Source organism: Nocardia sp. NPDC058244 (assembly GCF_042882065.1).
In the GTDB taxonomy this organism is placed as follows: Bacteria; Actinomycetota; Actinomycetes; order Mycobacteriales; family Mycobacteriaceae; genus Nocardia.
The window spans coordinates 420,214-437,308 of the sequence record NZ_JBHVWX010000002.1; the positions used below are offsets into that span (position 1 = coordinate 420,214).

The 17,095-nt window shown below is 69.0% G+C and carries 13 protein-coding genes; 5 read left to right on the top strand and 8 right to left on the bottom strand.

Annotated features, from left to right (window positions below; genetic code table 11):
- Nucleotides 1-1,632 precede the first annotated feature (1,632 nt).
- Nucleotides 1,633-2,814, bottom strand: a complete 1,182-nt coding sequence (locus ACFVW6_RS08200; protein WP_378824996.1) for a TadA family conjugal transfer-associated ATPase — start codon at nucleotides 2,812-2,814, stop codon at nucleotides 1,633-1,635.
- On the bottom strand, nucleotides 2,811-3,911 hold the full coding sequence (gene ssd, locus ACFVW6_RS08205; RefSeq protein ID WP_378824994.1) for a septum site-determining protein Ssd: 1,101 nt from the start codon (nucleotides 3,909-3,911) through the stop codon (nucleotides 2,811-2,813). The genes ACFVW6_RS08200 and ssd overlap by 4 nt, the downstream gene beginning before the upstream one ends.
- A 414-nt stretch (nucleotides 3,912-4,325) precedes the next feature.
- On the opposite strand from ssd, the gene ACFVW6_RS08210 reads away from it, so the two are divergent.
- Entirely contained in the window at nucleotides 4,326-5,120 is a 795-nt protein-coding gene (locus ACFVW6_RS08210) for an HAD-IB family hydrolase (RefSeq protein ID WP_355281017.1), read from the top strand.
- Between the two features lie 424 nt (nucleotides 5,121-5,544).
- On the opposite strand, the gene ACFVW6_RS08215 is transcribed toward ACFVW6_RS08210, so the two are convergent.
- The 6 genes from ACFVW6_RS08215 to ACFVW6_RS08240 all read right to left on the bottom strand — a co-directional run bounded on the left by ACFVW6_RS08215 (nucleotide 5,545) and on the right by ACFVW6_RS08240 (nucleotide 11,779).
- Nucleotides 5,545-6,291: an oxidoreductase gene (locus ACFVW6_RS08215; RefSeq protein WP_357346023.1), complete on the bottom strand. Its 747-nt coding sequence runs from the start codon at nucleotides 6,289-6,291 to the stop codon at nucleotides 5,545-5,547.
- A gap of 11 nt (nucleotides 6,292-6,302) precedes the next feature.
- Nucleotides 6,303-6,467, bottom strand: coding sequence for a hypothetical protein (locus tag ACFVW6_RS08220; protein ID WP_355280897.1), 165 nt, complete (start codon nucleotides 6,465-6,467; stop codon nucleotides 6,303-6,305).
- A 104-nt stretch (nucleotides 6,468-6,571) separates the two neighbouring features.
- A complete protein-coding gene (locus tag ACFVW6_RS08225) occupies nucleotides 6,572-8,245 on the bottom strand; it encodes an ABC transporter ATP-binding protein (RefSeq protein ID WP_378824991.1) in 1,674 nt (557 codons plus the stop codon).
- Nucleotides 8,242-9,171, bottom strand: a complete 930-nt coding sequence (locus ACFVW6_RS08230; RefSeq protein WP_355280900.1) for an ABC transporter permease — start codon at nucleotides 9,169-9,171, stop codon at nucleotides 8,242-8,244. The genes ACFVW6_RS08225 and ACFVW6_RS08230 overlap by 4 nt, the downstream gene beginning before the upstream one ends.
- Nucleotides 9,164-10,090, bottom strand: coding sequence for an ABC transporter permease (locus ACFVW6_RS08235; protein ID WP_355280901.1), 927 nt, complete (start codon nucleotides 10,088-10,090; stop codon nucleotides 9,164-9,166). Before ACFVW6_RS08235 ends, ACFVW6_RS08230 begins: the two co-directional genes overlap by 8 nt.
- Nucleotides 10,091-10,150: 60 nt before the next feature.
- Nucleotides 10,151-11,779, bottom strand: coding sequence for an ABC transporter substrate-binding protein (locus ACFVW6_RS08240; protein ID WP_378824986.1), 1,629 nt, complete (start codon nucleotides 11,777-11,779; stop codon nucleotides 10,151-10,153).
- A gap of 359 nt (nucleotides 11,780-12,138) precedes the next feature.
- Here ACFVW6_RS08240 and acs point away from each other — a divergent pair, with 359 nt between their 5' ends.
- From acs to ACFVW6_RS08260, 4 genes are all read left to right on the top strand, one after another.
- The gene (gene acs, locus ACFVW6_RS08245) at nucleotides 12,139-14,097 is read left to right on the top strand and encodes an acetate--CoA ligase (protein ID WP_378824984.1); all 1,959 of its coding nucleotides are present in this window, start codon (nucleotides 12,139-12,141) and stop codon (nucleotides 14,095-14,097) included.
- A 180-nt stretch (nucleotides 14,098-14,277) separates the two neighbouring features.
- The gene (gene nhaA / locus ACFVW6_RS08250; RefSeq protein ID WP_378824982.1) at nucleotides 14,278-15,501 is read left to right on the top strand and encodes a Na+/H+ antiporter NhaA; all 1,224 of its coding nucleotides are present in this window, start codon (nucleotides 14,278-14,280) and stop codon (nucleotides 15,499-15,501) included.
- Nucleotides 15,502-15,532: 31 nt separating this feature from the next.
- On the top strand, nucleotides 15,533-16,021 hold the full coding sequence (locus ACFVW6_RS08255) for a phage holin family protein (protein ID WP_355280906.1): 489 nt from the start codon (nucleotides 15,533-15,535) through the stop codon (nucleotides 16,019-16,021).
- Nucleotides 16,022-16,076: 55 nt separating this feature from the next.
- A complete protein-coding gene (locus tag ACFVW6_RS08260) occupies nucleotides 16,077-17,063 on the top strand; it encodes an alpha/beta hydrolase (RefSeq protein WP_355280908.1) in 987 nt (328 codons plus the stop codon).
- The last annotated feature ends 32 nt before the right edge of the window (nucleotides 17,064-17,095 follow it).

Sequence of the window (17,095 nt, forward strand, 5' to 3'; positions counted from 1 at the left end):
CGCAACAGAGCAGTCCGACCGCCATCGCCACCTCCGTGCCGTTCTGTCGTCGATTCCACGTCCGGTGCTGACGTCACCTTCCCAACCGACGAGGGCGGTGAATCGCGCGGCGCCAAGGGCATTGGTCCGGTCGTGACAGCAACGCGGCCGAACCCGCCGAACCCGCCGAACCAGCCGAACCGGCAAGCATCCAGGTCGGGGGCGGAGTGAGCGGGGTTGTCCGCGCCGGGAGCCTCCCCCTCGCAGGCCCGCCGGACCGCACCGCTTCTGCCACCGTGACCGCGACATCGAAAGCCAACTCCCCTAAGGGATCCGGTCCAGCTTCGATCTGCGATCCCGCCGCTGCGCCACGAAGGGGGCGTAGGTCGGCGCAGCGGCGCCCGCGATGATGAGGGCTCGCATCCGCAGCGACGGGGAACGTGTGCGCCGCGGTGCGACACCTCTGCGGTGTATCACCTGGGTGTGCTCGCATTCCCCGAGCCAACGGCGTGGCACACAGTACTACGCTCGGTACCGCTGGCGGCTGGCACACATCATCGACGAGGACCCCGACAGCGGATTCCCTGCCGCCCTGTCGCCCGCGACTCGAAAAGAGTTCCTGCAGTAACAGTCTCAACGTCTGCACCCCACCCGTCACCGCGCCGCCCAGGTGAACCGATCGCCTCGACCGATGTGTACTGCCTGCGCCACTACCCCGCTCCCTCCTGGCCCGCACCCGACTTCGCTTGCCATCTACCGCGAAGGCGGTATCGGTACGAACCGGCCACACGCCCGTAGTCGTAGCCGACAATCCAGGCTCACGGCGAGACCAGGCACCGCCGCGATTCCGATCCCGATCCCGATCCCGATCCCGATCCCGATCCCGATCCCGATCCCGATCCCGATCCCGATCCCGATCCCGATCCCGATCCCGATCCCGATCCCGGAAGGGATGATCTCCGACCTGCGGGAATGCGCCTATCTCGCGGACCGGCCACACGCCAGCGCCCGTACAGGCAGCCCCGCTGTCCCTTCGGGTTCGCGCCGAGCGCAGGCCCGCTCCGGAACCCGGACCGTGCCACGCGCCCTCGGTCATCGGCGATACGTCCCCCTCGCGATCCGACCGGCCGTCGGTGCTCGTGCGAGCAGTTTCACCAATCGCGCTGGTACGCAGCACAACCCGATCGTTGACATGCGCGATCGCAGTGTTGTCGCAGATCGTCCACAAGCAGGCGCTCCCATTCGACATCTCGGGCCCGCCGCACTCCTGCTCAGAATCACAGTCCTGAGCAGGAGGTTCATCGGCATTCAGACGCGCGTCGTTCTCGCAGACCGGCCGAATCCCGGACCGCACGGCAGCAGACTCATCACCCCGATCGCTGGTCACCGAGCTTCGGTCCACTTCCCACGAAGACCCCGCGTCGATGCGGACCGGCCACATGCCGACACCGGTACTCGGCATCAACGCACCACCACGATCCCGGCCCGAATCATCGCCGACCTGCGGGAACGGACCCTTCTCACGAACCGGCCGACCGTCGGCCCGCGCTCCCTCGGACGCACACTCCCGCTGACTGCGAGCCGATCCCGAGACGTGAGCGTGCGAAGAACCGCCGTTGCGGCGGACCGGCCAAGCCCCTGCCCCCGTGGTTCTCATCCGAGCCTCCCCTCGATCAGGCGGGCGAGTTCGGCGGCGGCGGGGGTGGGGGCGTCGTCGGAGCGCCAGGCGGGAGTGATGCGGATGCCGGTGCCTGCTCGGTCGAGGACGCCGATTTCGCGGAGGCCGCGGGTGCCGTCGGCGCGGCGGTGGACGTGCAGGACGACCTGGACGGCGGCGGCGAGCTGGCTGTGCAGGGCCGCGCGGTCCATGCCGCCGAGGGCGGCGAGCGCTTCCAGGCGGGCGGGGACTTCCTGCGGCGAGTTGGCGTGGACGGTGCCGGCGCCGCCATCGTGGCCGGTGTTGAGGGCGGTGAGCAGGTCGACGACCTCGGCGCCGCGCACCTCACCGACGACGATGCGGTCGGGGCGCATGCGCAGCGACTGGCGAACCAGGTCGCGCACCGTCACCGCGCCGACGCCCTCGACATTGGCGGTGCGGGCGACCAGCCGCACCACGTGCGGGTGGACGGGGGCCAGCTCGGCGGCGTCCTCGACGCAGACGATCCGCTCGGCCGGATCGACCGCGGCCAGGAGTGCGGAGAGCAGGGTGGTCTTGCCCGCGCCGGTACCGCCGACGACGAGGAAGGCCAGCCGGGCGCGAACGATGCCGGTGAGCAGCTGGAGCGCGGCCGGTGGCACCGAGCCGGCGGCGGACAGGGCGCGCAGTCCCTGGGTGGCGGGACGCAGGACACGCAGGGACAGGCAGGTGCCGTCGTGCGCGACGGGTGCGAGGACGGCGTGCAGGCGGACACCGAACGCGTCGCCGAGGGTCGCCTCGGTGCCGGTGAGCTTGCCGTCGACCCAGGGTTGCGCATCGTCGAGCCTGCGGCCCGCGGCGAGGGCGAGGCGCTGGGCGAGACGGCGGACCGCGGCCTCGTCGGCGAACTGGACCTCGGTTCGCTCGAGTCCGTGACCACGGTCGATCCACACCGAGTCGGGTCCGGTGACGAGCACATCGGCGACCCGGGGATCGTGCAGCAGCGGCTCGAGCAGGCCCGCCCCGGTCATCTCGGTCTGCAGCAGGCGTAGCGCCCGCAGCAGGTCGGTGTCGGCGAGCACGCCGCCCGCTTCGGCGCGGATCGCGGCGGCCAGCTGCGCCGCGTCGGGGACGCCCGGGTGCTCGGCGAGCCGTTCGCGCACCCGCTCGAGCAGCTCGACGGTGACGAAGGTGGTCATCGCGCCGCACCCACCATCGACAGCACAGCATCGGCGGCGTCGCGCAGCGGACCGCGCCTGCGCACACTGAGCCCACCCCGTTCCAGGCGCGCGGCAAGGCCCGCCTGCCCGCGCACCGCGGCCAGCAGCGGCAGGCCGAGCACCTCGGCGACTTCGGCGCCACGCAGTCCACCCGGCGCCGGCCCACGAACGACCAAGCCCCGATTGGGATTTCGCGCGCCCAGGTAGGCCGCCACCACTTCGGCGGCGGCCACAGCGCGCAGCCGCGCGGGGACGACGAGGACCACCAGGTCGGCGGCATCGACCATCGCGTCCGCCGCCGGGCCACGCTCACCGGACACATCGCAGACGACCAGATCCCCTGCTGCCCTGCCGGATTCGATGACCGCGCGCACGGCGGCCGGGGTGAGCTCGGTCGATGGCCGCCCGGCACCGTGCCGCCCGCACGACAGCACCGCCAGCCCGGTGGTCGCGGCAGGCAGCGCGCTGTGCAGCGCGGCCGCGGAGACCCGGCCGTCCTCGATGACCAGATCCGGCCAGCGCAGGCCCGCGACGTTCTCCATCCCCAGCACCAGGTCGATGCCGCCGTCGAGTGGAGCGCCGTCGATCAGCACCGTGTCCGGCCGTAACTTCCGTGCGGCGGCGCGCAGGGCGATGGCGGCCGCGAGCGTCGACGCGCCCGCGCCACCGCCGGCCCCGGCGACCGCGACGACCACGCCTTCCCCGGTTCTCGACTCGGCGTGCTCGGCGAACTGCTCGACCAGCGCGACCGCGCCCGAGGGCAGCGCGACGACCCGCTCCGCGCCGACCGCGGTGGCGGCCTGCCAGTCGGGTACCGCGGGTTCGCCCTCGGTGACGAGGACGATCCCCGGCCGTCGCGGGTACCCTGCCGCGGCGGCCGCGGTGGCGGCGGCGGTGTCGAGGATCACCAGCCCCGCCCCCGACCACGCGTGCCGCCCGACGGGCAGGCCGCGTTCGTCGGTGACGCGTTCGGCGGCCGCCGCGACCCGGCGCACTTCGGCGCGCAGCCGGGGATCGCGCACTAGCACCAGGGCGGGGGCGAGTCCGATGGCGGAGGGTGCGGCGAGGAGGTTCATGCAGCTCAGCGTGGCCGAGCGCGAAATTTCCCAACAGCGGTCAGAGCGCGATTGTGGATAACTCGGGGGTGTGGAGAACTTATTCGACCTACCCGGAAATAGAGGACGGCCCCAGCCGGGGGGGAGGAGGCTGGGGCCGTCGGGTTCAGCCCCGGGGGGTCGGGCTGAACGCGCCTGGACCATGTCCAGGTGCCAGCAATACTACACCCATCCCCCGGCGCAGGCGCAAGTAGCGTTCGCCACCATCTTTCGGCGATTCGCGGCCTCCGGCGTCCCCGGGGCAAACTCTCGCGGCGCCCCGGAAGGGCGGTTCCTGCGCGCCGCGCGCGGCGTGCCTATTCTGTTGTCGTGACGGCCGAACGCGACCAGACTCCGCTTCCGGACACAAGACTCGCCCCTTCGGGCCGAGCGCCGGTGCCGGGCGGACGCGTCGCCGCCTTCTTCGATCTCGACAAAACAGTGATCGCGAAGTCGAGCGCGTTCGTGTTCAGCAAACCGTTCTACGCACAGGGTCTGCTCAATCGCCGAGCCGTGCTGGAGAGCAGCTACGCGCACTTTTTGTTCCTGCTTTCCGGTGCCGATCACGACCAGATGGAACGAATGCGGGCAAACCTCGCCAACATGTGCGCGGGCTGGGATGTCGAGCAGGTGAAATCGATTGTGGCCGAAACGCTTCACGATCTGGTCGACCCGCTGATCTACGCCGAGGCGGCCGATCTGATCGCCGATCACAAGATCCGCGGACACGACGTGGTGATCGTCTCGGCCTCCGGCGAGGAGATCGTCACGCCGATAGCCGAGGTGCTCGGCGCCTCGCACACCGAGGCGACCAGGATGGTCGTCGAGGACGGCAAGTACACCGGCGACATCGAGTTCTACTGCTACGGCGAGGGCAAGGTCGCCGCGATCGAAAAGCTGGCGGCCACAGAGGGTTACGACCTGTCCCGGTGCTACGCCTACTCCGATTCGGTGACCGACCTGCCGATGCTGAGCGCGGTCGGCCACCCGACGGCGGTGAACCCCGACCGGGCGCTGCGCAAGGAGGCCGTCGCCCGGGGCTGGCCGGTGCTCACCTTCTCCAATCCGGTGTCGCTGTGGTCGCGCTTCCAGGCGCCGTCGAGCACCACCGTGGCAGCCACCGCGGCCCTCGGAGTGAGCGCGATCATCGCCGGCGCGATCAGTTACCGACTGCTGCGGAAACGTCGCTGACCTGCGACGCCCCAGCACGAATCGCCCGGCGACACGCCGAAAATTGTCGTATCCGGTGATGCCATCGATACGCTTGCTGTGAGTGCCATCACAGTGTAAGAATGGAGTCACGGAAGGACGGAAGGCCAAGACGGAGCCGGAAGAGAAGGTTTCGCCTCCCATCCCACCCTTCCCAGCACGGACGCCAGGCACCCACGCGGAGCGCGCCGCGACAAGGGCAGCAGAGTTGTGGGCCTGCGAAATTCGGGCAGTCGTCGGCGAACGCCTCGCACAGGTTGCGGGGATGAACCGGCGGGGTTCGGATGATCGCCGAGGCCACCGAACACAACCCACCGAGCACGCTTGGTAACCGGGTTGTCCGTGCTAGCGGGCGGTGAGGCCGAGTAATCGGCACGCCGCCCGTTTCGATGTTCGGGGGTGGGTCTCAGCCCGCAGCCGCGTCGGCGATCGAGTTCGCCTCTCTGGCACCGTCTTCGAGCGCGCCCGCGCAGAACAGCACCCAGCCGCCGACCCCCTCCGGGGTGCCCATGCCGAACCCGGCGGCCGCGTCGAAGTAGGCCTGGCGGCGCCGCAGCCAGAACACCTCCGGCACGCCGAGGCTGCGCGGGTCGAGCCCGCTCGACACCGTGACCAGGCGCGACGCCGCCCGCGCGACGACACCGTCGGCGCTGCCGAAGGGTCGCAGCGACAACAGCTCACCGTGCACGACCGCCGCGAGGACGGGCGCGGGCGCCTTGCTCGCCTGGACGGTCTGCACCAGCAGATCGAGCCGCTCGGCGACGCCGGGAGTCGAGCGCGGCCTGCCGAGTTCCTGCTCATCGGCGACCAGATCGGCGGCGGCGAGCAGGTGCAGCCGGGCCAGCGCCTGCAGCGGCGCGCGCTGCCAGGTGCCGACCAGATTCGTCAGCGCGTCGCCGTCGAGCGCCTGCCCGACCCGCAACGCGCCGGCCAGCACCGGATCGCTGACCTTGCCGTCGGCGGGCAGGTCGGTGCTCGCGCCCTCGATGGCGGCCGAGGACCGCGCGGCGCGCACGGCCGCCTCGGCGGCAGTCGTCGCCCAGCCACGCCGGTTCGACTTGTGCCGATGCACCGCGGCGAGCGCGTCGCGGGCCTTGTCGGCGGCTTCACGCACGCCGGGCAGGTCGACCAGGGGCTGCAGCGGATCAGTCACGGCATACGAGGCTACCGTCCGACCACCGCGCCCCCGACGACCACGTGCAGACCGCGCACCCCCGGCCAGGTGCGGTCCGGCCACAGCTCCTCGGCCAACCGCTTGGCGGCCGGGGTCAGCGCCCGGCGCCTGCGCGCTTCCAGCTCGGCCTGCCGTTCGGCCTGAATGCGATCCATCGGCGTCTCCTACCCCTGCGATCCACCACGCACCACCTCGGACCCGGCTCACGGTACGCCGGTGAGCTGCGCGGACGAGGCGTTTCGCGCGGCCGAGCCGGACCTCACCCGGCGAGCAGCTCCCGGCCCGGAATCGCGTCGAGCAGCGCCCGCGTGTAGTCCTGTTCCGGCGCCGCGAACACCTCGTCGGTGGTCGCGGACTCGACGACCTTGCCCGCCCGCATGACCAGGACGTGGTCGGCGATCTGCCGGACGACGGCCAGGTCGTGTGTGATGAACAGATAGGTCAGGCCGAGCTCGGCCTGCAGATCGTTGAGCAGGGTGAGGATCTGGGCCTGGACCAGCACGTCGAGCGCCGAGACCGCCTCGTCGCAGACCACCAGCTCGGGCGAGAGCGCCAGCGCCCGCGCGATCGCCACCCGCTGACGCTGCCCACCCGAGAGCTCGTTCGGATACCGGCGCAGCACCGACGACGGCAGCGACACCTTGTCGAGCAGATCGCGCACCACCGCCTCCCGCTCGGCCGGGGTGCCGATCTTGTGCACCCGCAGCGGCTCCTCGATGGTGCGGAAGATGGAGTACATCGGGTCGAGCGAGCCGTAGGGGTTCTGGAAGATCGGCTGCACGCGACGCCGGAAGGCGAACGCGCCCTTGGGGTCCAGCGTGGCGACGTCCTTGCCGTCGAAGGACACGCTGCCCGCGGTCGGTTCGAGCAGGCCGAGCACCATCTGCGCGATGGTCGACTTGCCGGAACCGGACTCGCCGACGATCGCGGTGGTCGTCCCCCGGTCGACGCTGAAGCTCACGTCGTCGACCGCCACGAAATCCGTGGACTGCCACGGCCGCTTGCCGCGGATCTTGAACGCCTTGGACAGGTTCCGCACCTCGAGCACGGTGTCGCCGACGTTGTCCCCGGCCTCGGCCACCTCGACGGCCTGCGCGCGCACGGCGGCCCGCTGCCGCGACGACGACATCCGCTGCGCGGCCAGCGACGGCGCCGAGCTGACCAGTTTCCTGGTGTACGCGTGCTGCGGATCGCGCAGGATCTGCAGCGCCGGACCGGATTCGACGACCCGGCCGCGATACATCACCACCAGGTGCTCGGCCCGTTCCGCGGCCAGGCCGAGGTCGTGGGTGATCAGCAGGACCGCGGTGCCGAGCTCGGCGGTCAGCTGTTCGAGATGACCGAGGATCTGCCGCTGCACCGTGACGTCCAGCGCCGAGGTCGGCTCGTCGGCGATGAGCAGCTTGGGCCGGCAGGACAGCCCGATCGCGATCAGTGCGCGCTGTCGCATACCGCCGGAGAACTCGTGCGGATACTGGTTCACCCGCCGTTCGGCGTCCGACATGCCCGCCTCGGCGAGCAGTTCCACCGCGCGCTTGCGGGCGGCGTCGCCGGTGGCGATGCCGTTGGCCGCCAGCGTCTCCCGGATCTGGAAGCCGATCTTCCACACCGGGTTCAGGTTCGACATCGGGTCCTGCGGGACCAGGCCGATGCCGTTGCCGCGGATCGCGACGATCTCCTTCTCCGACGCCTGGGTGAGGTCGGTGCCGTCGAACAGGATCTGTCCGGCGGTGACCTTGCCGGTGCCGGGCAGCAGATCGATGATCGCGTGCGCGGTCGTCGACTTGCCCGAGCCCGACTCACCGACGATGGCGACGGTCTGACCTGGAAAGACGGTGAGATTCACGCCGCGAACGGCGGGTACCTGTTTGCCGTCGGTGGTGAAACACACATCGAGATCGCGGATCTCGAGCAGTGGGGTGGCCTCGCTCATCGGGTGCGCTCCTTCGGATCGAGTGCGTCGCGCACCGCGTCACCGAGCAGGATGAAGCTCAGCACCGTGATGGCCAGCGCGGCGGCCGGGTAGAACAGGATCGGCGAGGTACGGATCTCGTACTTCGCGCGGGCGATATCGGCGCCCCAGGCGACGATGTCGGGCGGCAGGCCGACGCCGAGGAACGACAGGGTGGCCTCGGTGACGATGAAGACGCCGAGCCACAGCGTGGCGACCACGATCAGCGGACCCGCCGCGTTCGGCAGCACGTGTCGCATCAGGGTCCCCAGCCGCGACACGCCCAGCGCCTTGGCCGCGGTGACGTACTCGCTGTTCTTGGCCTCGATCACCGCGCCGCGGGCGATGCGCGCCGCCTGCGGCCAGGTGAACGCGACGAGGATCAGGATCACCGTCAGCACCGTGGTCGGCCGCAGCAGCTGCAGCAGCACGATCGCCGCCAGCACCATCGGGATGGCGTAGAAGACCTCGGCGATCCGCGAGACCACGGTGTCGAGGAAGCCGCCGAAGAATCCCGACAGCGCGCCGAGGATCCCGCCGACCAGCAGGAACAGCATCGCCGCTCCGATCCCGACACTGACCGAGGCCCGCGCGCCGTAGATCGTGCGCGCGTAGACGTCGCAGCCCTGCTTGTCGAACCCGAACGGGTGACCGGGGCGGGGGCCGTCCATGCCGAACTCGCCGAGGCACAGCTTCGGGTCCTGGCTGGTGAACAGCGACGGCCACACCACGACCAGCAGCACCAGCACGATCAGCACGACCGCGACCAGGAACACCGGATTGCGGCGCAACCGCCGCCACGCGTCACCCCAGATGCTGGTCGGCGTGCCCGTGTCGACCACCCGGTCGGTGGCCAGCACCTCCACCTCGTCGGCGGGGGCCACGTAATGCTGTTGGCTCTCATGCATAACGGATCCTCGGGTCCAGCGCGGCGTAGAGCAGGTCGATGAACAGGTTGGTCAGCAGGAACACCACGACGAGCACCGTCACGAACGACACCACCGTCGGTGGCTCGCCGCGGGTGATCGCCTGGTACATGGTGCCGCCGACGCCGGGGATGTTGAAGATGCCCTCGGTGACGATCGCGCCCGCCATCAGCGCGCCGAAATCGGCGCCGAGAAAGGTGACCACCGGGATCATCGAATTCCGCAGGATGTGCACGGTGACCACCCGCCTGCGACCAAGCCCCTTCGCCGTCGCGGTGCGCACGTAGTCGGCGGTCTTGTTCTCCGCCACCGAGTTACGGGTCAACCGCAGCACGTAGGCGAACGACAGCGACCCGAGCACGAACGCCGGGACGAGCAATTCCCCCAGGCTCGCGTTCCCGGTGACGGTGACCGGCGCGATCCCCCATTTCACCCCGAGAAAGAACTGCGCCAGATAGCCGACGACGAACACCGGCACCGCGATGATCACCAGGCTGGCGATCAGCATGGTCGAATCGAAGAGCTTGCCCTTGCGCAGGCCCGCGATCAGGCCGAACACGATGCCGAACAGGCCCTCGATGAGCACCGCGAGAAACGCGAGTTTGATCGTGATCGGGAAGGCGCGCTGGAGTTCCTCGCGCACCGGCCTGCCCGAGAACGAGGTGCCGAAATCGAGGGTGAGAATCCCCTTCAGATAGTGCAGGTATTGCACGATGAACGGCTGATCGAGGTGATACCGGGCGCGCAGTGCCGCCTCGGCCGCCGGGGTCAGCGGTTTCTCACCGGCCAGCGCCTTGATCGGGTCACCGGGGATCAGGAACACCATCGCGTAGATCAGCAGCGTCGCGCCGAGGAACACCGGGATCATCTGGAGCAGGCGCCGAAGTATGTACCAAGCCATCTTTCCTCCGAAAACGACTGGGGCCGAGCCACTTACCGTGGCCCGGCCCAGTTCCGAGTGCTATTTCTCGATGTTCTCGAAGTCGAACAGACCGTTCCAGGCCAGCTCGGCCTTGGTCACCCGGTCGGATCGGCCCGCGGCGGCGACATAGTCGAACACCGGGATGTCGGCCATGTCCTTGATCATGATCGTCTGCGCCTGGGCGATCAGCTTGTAGGACTCCTGCTGGGTCGGCGCGGCCATGGCGGCGTCGAAGAGGCGGTCCACCTCCGGGTTGTTGTAGTCGACATTGTTGGTGTCGGAGTAGCTGTAGTACTGCGAGGACAGGAACTGCATCATCGTCGGGTAGTCGCCCTGCCAGCCGTAGCGGAAGGCGGTGCCGATGGTCTTGGCGTTCACCGCGTCACGCACGTTCTTGAACGTGGGCACCGGGTTGGCCACCGCGTCGATCCCGAGGGTGTTCTTCACGCTGTTGGCCACGGCCTCGATCCAGGCCTGGTGACCGCCGTCGGAGTTGTAGGTGATCGTGTACTTGCCCGACCACGGCGAGATCGCGTCGGCCTGCGCCCACAGCTTCTTGGCCTGGTCGGGGTTGTAGTCGAACACCTCCGAACCCGGCAGGTTGCCGTCGAAGCCGGGCAGCGTCGATGCGGTGAAATCGCGCGCGGGAATGCGCAATCCGTTGAAGATCTTGTCGATGATCTGCGGGCGGTTGATCGCCATCGAGATCGCCTTACGGCGCAGCACGCCTTCCTCGCCACCGAAATGCGGCACGCTGGTCTGGATGCCGATGTGCTGGTTCTGCGCGGTCGGCTTGGTGATCGCGCGGTCGCCCAGGTCGCTCTTGTAGGAGGTCAGCGCGCTGTCGGGAATGGTGTCGAGGGTGTCGAGATTGCCCGCCTGCAGATCGGCGTAGGCGGTGTCGAAGGACTGGTACATGACGAACCGCAGGCCCTTGTTCTTGGCCGGGCGGCCGCCGGGGTAATCCGGGTTGGGGGTCAAGTCGATCTTGACGTTGTGCTCCCACGAACCGAAGGCGTAGGGGCCGTTGCCGATCGGTTTCTCGCCGAACGCCTGCATGTCCTTGAAGGCGGCGTCGGGCAGCGGATAGAACGGGGCGTAGCCGAGAGCGCTCTCGAAATCGATCGAGGGGGATTTGAGTTCGACGGTGAAAGTGCGGTCGTCGACCACCTTCAGGCCCGACATCGTCTGCGCCTTGGGCTGTTCGGCATTCACCTCGTCGAATCCGACAATGGGGGTGAACACGTAACTCTGTAGCTGGGCATTGGAGGCGAGCGCGCCGTAGTTCCACGCGTCGACGAAGGACTTGGCGGTCACCGTGGTGCCGTCGGTGAACTTCCAGTTCGGCTTGATGGTGATGCGGTACGACTTGCGATCGGCGGTCTCGATCTTCTCCGCCATCTCGTCGTGCGCCTCACCGGTGGCGTCGTAGTACTTCAGCCCGGCGAACAAGCGGTCGACGACGCGACCGCCCATGTTCTCGTTGGTGTTGGTCGGTACCAACGGATTCTGCGGTTCCCCCGCGTTGGTGGTGACAATGCTCGCGTCGGCACTGTCGTCGGACGAGCACGCGGTCAGGCCGAGGCTGGTGGCCGCCAGGCCCGCTGCGATCAGCGCGGTCGCTCTGATGAATCTCAACGCTCTCTCCCGGTTCGATTCCCGTGGCATAACGCTCGGAGGTTAGCCACTTCGGCCCGGTTTTTCAGTGAACCGAGCCTTTTTCGCTTCACATGTATCAGTACGGTTACTCGACGGAAACGCAGGAAAAAATGCCGAGCCCCTCATGCTCGGCAGAAAAAAATGAACAATTCTCGGAACCATCAGCTGAACGGTTGATTTAAAACGATAGCCCGCGACCGGCCGGTCTGTCCGCGAAGTCATCGGATGAACCGGCCCCGATTGACCATGCCGAAACCTTGCCGACACAACGCCGCCGACAGCGCGACCGGGTTGACTACGCTCGAGGGAGCAGGGGTGAGCCCCGCGCGACCGACCCGACCGCACCAGGCATGTGAGGCTGATTCGACATGACCGAAACCGCTGCAGGACACCAGGATTCGTATCCCCCGAGCGCGGAGTTCGCCGCCTCCGCCAACGCGGGCGCCGACCTCTACGAGCGCGGCGAGACCGACCGTGACGGCTTCTGGGCCGAGCAGGCGCACCGCCTGCACTGGCACACGCCCTTCACCCAGGTGCTGGACTGGAGCGACGCCCCGGTCGCGCGCTGGTTCGCCGACGGCGAGCTCAATGTCGCCTACAACTGCGTCGACCGCCACGTCATCGACGGACACGGCGACCAGGTCGCCATCCACTGGGAAGGCGAACCCGGCGACTCGCGCGACATCACCTATCACGAACTGCTCGAAGAGGTCTCCCGCGCCGCGAACTACCTGACCGAGCTCGGCCTGGAGGCGGGTGATCGCGTGGCGATCTACATGCCGATGGTGCCCGAGGCGATCGTCTCGATGCTGGCCTGCGCGCGGCTGGGACTCACCCATTCCGTGGTGTTCGCCGGGTTCTCCCCGACGGCCCTGCGGCAGCGCGTCGACGACGCCGAGGCCCGGCTGATCATCACCACCGACGGGCAGTGGCGGCGCGGCAAGCCCGCCCCGCTCAAGGAGGCCGTCGACGAGGCGCTCGCGGCCAAGGGCGATGTGCCGTCCTCGGTGGAGCACGTGCTCGTCGTGCGCCGGGTCGGCACCGAGGTGCCGTGGACCGATGGGCGCGACCTGTGGTGGCACGAAACCGTCGGCACCGCTTCGCCTTCCCATGAGGCGCAGGCCTTCCCCGCCGAACACCCCCTCTTCATCCTCTACACCTCCGGCACCACCGGAAAACCCAAAGGCATCCTGCACACCACCGGCGGCTACCTCACCCAAACCGCCTACACCCACCACAACGTCTTCGACCACAAAGCAGGCACCGACGTCTACTGGTGCACCGCCGACATCGGCTGGGTCACCGGCCACAGCTACATCGTCTACGGCCCCCTGGCCAACCGCGCCACCCAGGTCGTCTACGAAGGCACCCCCAACTCCCCCACCGAACACCGCCACTTCGAGATCATCGAGAAGTACGGCGTCACCATCTACTACACCGCCCCCACCCTCATCCGCACCTTCATGAAATGGGGACGCGAGATCCCCGACGCCCACAACCTGACCACCCTGCGCCTGCTCGGCTCCGTCGGCGAACCCATCAACCCCGAAGCCTGGCGCTGGTACCGCGACGTCATCGGCGCCAACAAAACCCCCATCGTCGACACCTGGTGGCAAACCGAAACCGGCGCCATCATGATCTCCCCACTGCCCGGCGTCACCGCGGCCAAGCCCGGCGCGGCCATGCGCGCGCTGCCCGGCATCTCGGCGACGGTGGTCGACGAGGAGGGCAAGCCGGTCCAGCTCGGCGAGACCGAGGCCAACGGCTACCTGGTGCTGGACAAGCCGTGGCCGTCGATGCTGCGCGGTATCTGGGGCGACATGGAGCGGTACAGGGCCACCTATTGGGAGCGCTACGCCGAGCAGGGCTGGTACTTCGCGGGCGACGGCGCCAAGCTCGATGCCGACGGTGACCTCTGGGTGCTCGGCCGTGTCGACGACGTGATGAACGTGTCCGGCCACCGCATCTCCACCGCCGAGGTCGAGTCCGCGCTCGTCGGGCACCCGGCCGTGGCCGAGGCCGCCGTCGTCGGCGCCAGCGACGCGACGACCGGTCAGGGGATCGTCGCCTTCGTCATCCTCACCGGTGACTCGGCGGGCCGGGCGGGCGACGGCCTGGTCGACGAGCTGAAGGCCGAGGTGGCCAAGGAGATCAGCCCGATCGCCAAGCCGCGCGAGATCCACATCGTGCCCGAGCTGCCCAAGACCCGCAGCGGCAAGATCATGCGGCGACTGCTGCGTGATGTGGCCGAGGGCCGCGAACTCGGCGACACCTCGACCCTGGTCGATCCGGGCGTTTTCGAGGCGATTCGGGCCGGCGGCAACTGAGGCGGGGCGCGCCGCGAACGCGCTGGATACGGCCGGTGGCATCGGATGTCACCGGCCGTGTCCGTTAGAATTGCGTTCAGGTGTGCCGGGAAGACTGGTCGGCATGCGGTCGTGAATCTCCAGGTACCGCCGGGTGGATGAGCGCCCGCAGCGCCGTCGACCCCGCCGAAAGGCCCCCCTGTGATCACCCGTGTTCGCTCCGAGCTCACCCGCTATCTCCGCACCGAGACCGTCGGTGGCGCACTCCTGCTCATCGCCGCCGCCGTCGCGCTGATCTGGGTGAATTCGCCCTGGGGCGCGAGCTATCAGACGATGGTCGACACCCGGCTCAGCATTCCCGCGCTGCACCTGGATCTCACCCTGGCCGACTGGACCAAGGACGGGCTGCTCGCGATCTTCTTCTTCGTCGCCGGGCTGGAGCTCAAACGCGAATTCGTCGTCGGCGAGCTGGCCGACCCGAAGCGGGCCGCGCTGCCGATCATCGCCGCCGTCGGCGGTGTCGTCACCCCCGCGCTGATCGCGATCACGGTCGGCCACGGCGTACCCGGCATGGAGAAAGGCTGGGCGATCCCGGTCGCCACCGACATCGCCTTCGCGCTCGCGGTCCTCGCCATGACCGGCTCGCGCATCCCCGCCAGCGCGCGGGTGTTCCTGCTGAGCCTGGCCGTGGTCGACGATCTGCTCGCGATCATCCTCATCGCGGTGCTGTTCACCGCGTCGCTGTCGATGCTGTGGCTCGGCGTCGCGCTGGCCTGCTGCGCGGCCTGGGCGCTGGCGCAGCGGCAGCGGCTGCACACACCGCTGTTCTATCTGCCGGTCGCGCTGGTCTGCTGGTACGCGCTGCACGAGGCGGGCATCCATCCGACGCTGGCCGGTGTGGCGCTCGGACTGCTCACCAGAGTGCGCAAGGACCCGGGCGAGAAGATGGCGCCCGCCACCCATCTCGAGCATGTCGTGCAGCCGATCTCGGCGGGCATCTGCGTGCCGCTGTTCGCGCTGTTCGCCTCCGGCGTTCCGCTCGACGCCGCGGTGTTCGGCTCGCTGTTCACCGATCGGTTGTCGCTGGCGATCATCCTCGGACTGCTGCTCGGCAAGACCATCGGCATCTTCGGGATCAGCTGGCTCGCGATCCGGTTCGGCGTGGCGAAACGACCGGTGGGGCTGGAATATCGCGACATGTTCGCCCTGTCGGTACTGGGCGCGATCGGGTTCACCGTTAGCCTGCTGGTGGCGGAACTCGCCCTGGCCGATGTCGGTGACGACGCCATCGATCTGGCGAAGGCCGCCGTCCTGGTGACCTCCATGGCAGCATCGCTGCTCGGATCGGCGCTACTGTTGCGCCGAGGACGTGTGCACCAGGCGCGCCGCGAAGCGGACGAGCTACAACCGGACAGTGAGGCCTAGTAGTGCCAGGACAGGGAGAAGGGTCGACGAAGTGAGTTACACCCAAGGCGGAAATGACGGTCGCACGGTCACTTCCATCCCGTTGACCGACGCCAACCCGCCCGGATCGGCGAGTTTCGGCAGCCTCGTCCGCGATGCGACCGAACAGATGTCCACACTGGTCCGCGCCGAGGTCGCGCTGGCCAAGGCCGAGGTCACCGCCGAGGTCCGCAAGGGACTCACCGGCAGCGTGTTCTTCATTCTCGCGCTGACCGTGCTGCTGTTCAGCTCGTTCTTCTTTTTCTTCTTCCTCGCCGAACTGCTGGACGTGTGGCTGTACCGCTGGGCCGCGTTCCTGATCGTGTTCGTGCTGATGGTGATCACGACGGCCTTGCTCGCGTTGCTCGGCTGGCTGAAGGTCCGCAAGTTGCGGGCACCGGAGAAGACGATCAACTCGCTCAAGCAGACGGCCGAGGTGCTGCCCGCGGCGCTCACCCACAGCGAGCCCGCTCCCGCGCTGGAGAAGTCGACCCGTCGATGACGCGCCGGGCGGGCCCGGTCGCGACGGCCGGACCCGCCTACTAGGCTCGATCGGCGTGTCGTCCAACTCATTCCCGGATCCGTCCAGCGTCCGTTACGACGGACCGTGGACCCACCGGGACGTGCACGCCAACGGGATCCGCTTCCACGTCGTCGAAGCCGACGGAACGGACCGCGCTGATGCCCCGCTGGTGCTGCTGCTGCACGGCTTCGCCGACTTCTGGTGGTCGTGGCGGCACCAGCTGACCGGGCTCACCGAGCACGGGTACCGCACCGTCGCCGTCGACCTGCGTGGCTACGGCGACACCGACAAACCACCGCGCGGCTACGACGGCTGGACCCTCGCCGGTGACATCGCCGGCCTGATCCGGGCGCTCGGCCACACCGAGGCCACGCTCGTCGGGCACGCCGAGGGCGGCCTGGTCTGCTGGGCCACCGCCGTGCTGCATCCCCGGCTGGTCCGCTCGATCGCCCTGGTGAGCTCGCCGCACCCGGCGGCGTTGAAGAGCGCGGTCCTGCGCGATCCGGCGCAGCGCCGCACCTGGCTGCCGGATTTCCTGCGCTACCAGCTGCCGCGCTACCCGGAGCACCTGCTCACCCGCCGCGACGGCGCCGAGGTGGAGCGGCTGCTGCGCGAGCGGGTCGGTGAATCCTGGTCACGCACGGCCGAATTCGCCGAGACCGCGGCCCGGATGCGCACCGCCATCCGGATTCCCGGCGCCGCGCACAGCGCGCTGGAATACCAGCGCTGGGCCTTCCGCAGTCAGTGGCGGCCCGACGGCAAGCGGTTCATGGCCACCATGCGCACGCCGATCGACATCCCGGTCCTCGGGCTGCGCGGCGAGCACGACCCCTACCTGCTGCCGACCACGTTCCACCGTGGGGCGCGGCTGTCGCCGGATCGGACTCTGGTGTCGATCCCGCGCGCGGGGCACTACGCGCACCAGGAGAATCCGGGCAAGGTCAACGAGGTGCTGACCACCCGCTGGCGCGAACAGAACGGCGTCAACGGCTCGCCCAAGGACGGCCTGGTCTCCCCCTGACCGGGTTCGTCCCGGGCAGCCGACGGCCGCCC

Bases quoted from the DNA above. Each gene is read 5' to 3' on its own strand.
- ACFVW6_RS08230 (WP_355280900.1), bottom strand. From the start codon at position 9,171: ATGCATGAGAGCCAACAGCATTACGTGGCCCCCGCCGACGAGGTGGAG.
- acs (WP_378824984.1), top strand. From the start codon at position 12,139: ATGACCGAAACCGCTGCAGGACACCAGGATTCGTATCCCCCGAGCGCG.
- ACFVW6_RS08200 (WP_378824996.1), bottom strand. From the start codon at position 2,814: ATGACCACCTTCGTCACCGTCGAGCTGCTCGAGCGGGTGCGCGAACGG.
- ACFVW6_RS08240 (WP_378824986.1), bottom strand. From the start codon at position 11,779: ATGCCACGGGAATCGAACCGGGAGAGAGCGTTGAGATTCATCAGAGCG.
- ACFVW6_RS08220 (WP_355280897.1), bottom strand. From the start codon at position 6,467: ATGGATCGCATTCAGGCCGAACGGCAGGCCGAGCTGGAAGCGCGCAGG.
- ACFVW6_RS08225 (WP_378824991.1), bottom strand. From the start codon at position 8,245: ATGAGCGAGGCCACCCCACTGCTCGAGATCCGCGATCTCGATGTGTGT.
- ACFVW6_RS08235 (WP_355280901.1), bottom strand. From the start codon at position 10,090: ATGGCTTGGTACATACTTCGGCGCCTGCTCCAGATGATCCCGGTGTTC.
- ssd (WP_378824994.1), bottom strand. From the start codon at position 3,911: ATGAACCTCCTCGCCGCACCCTCCGCCATCGGACTCGCCCCCGCCCTG.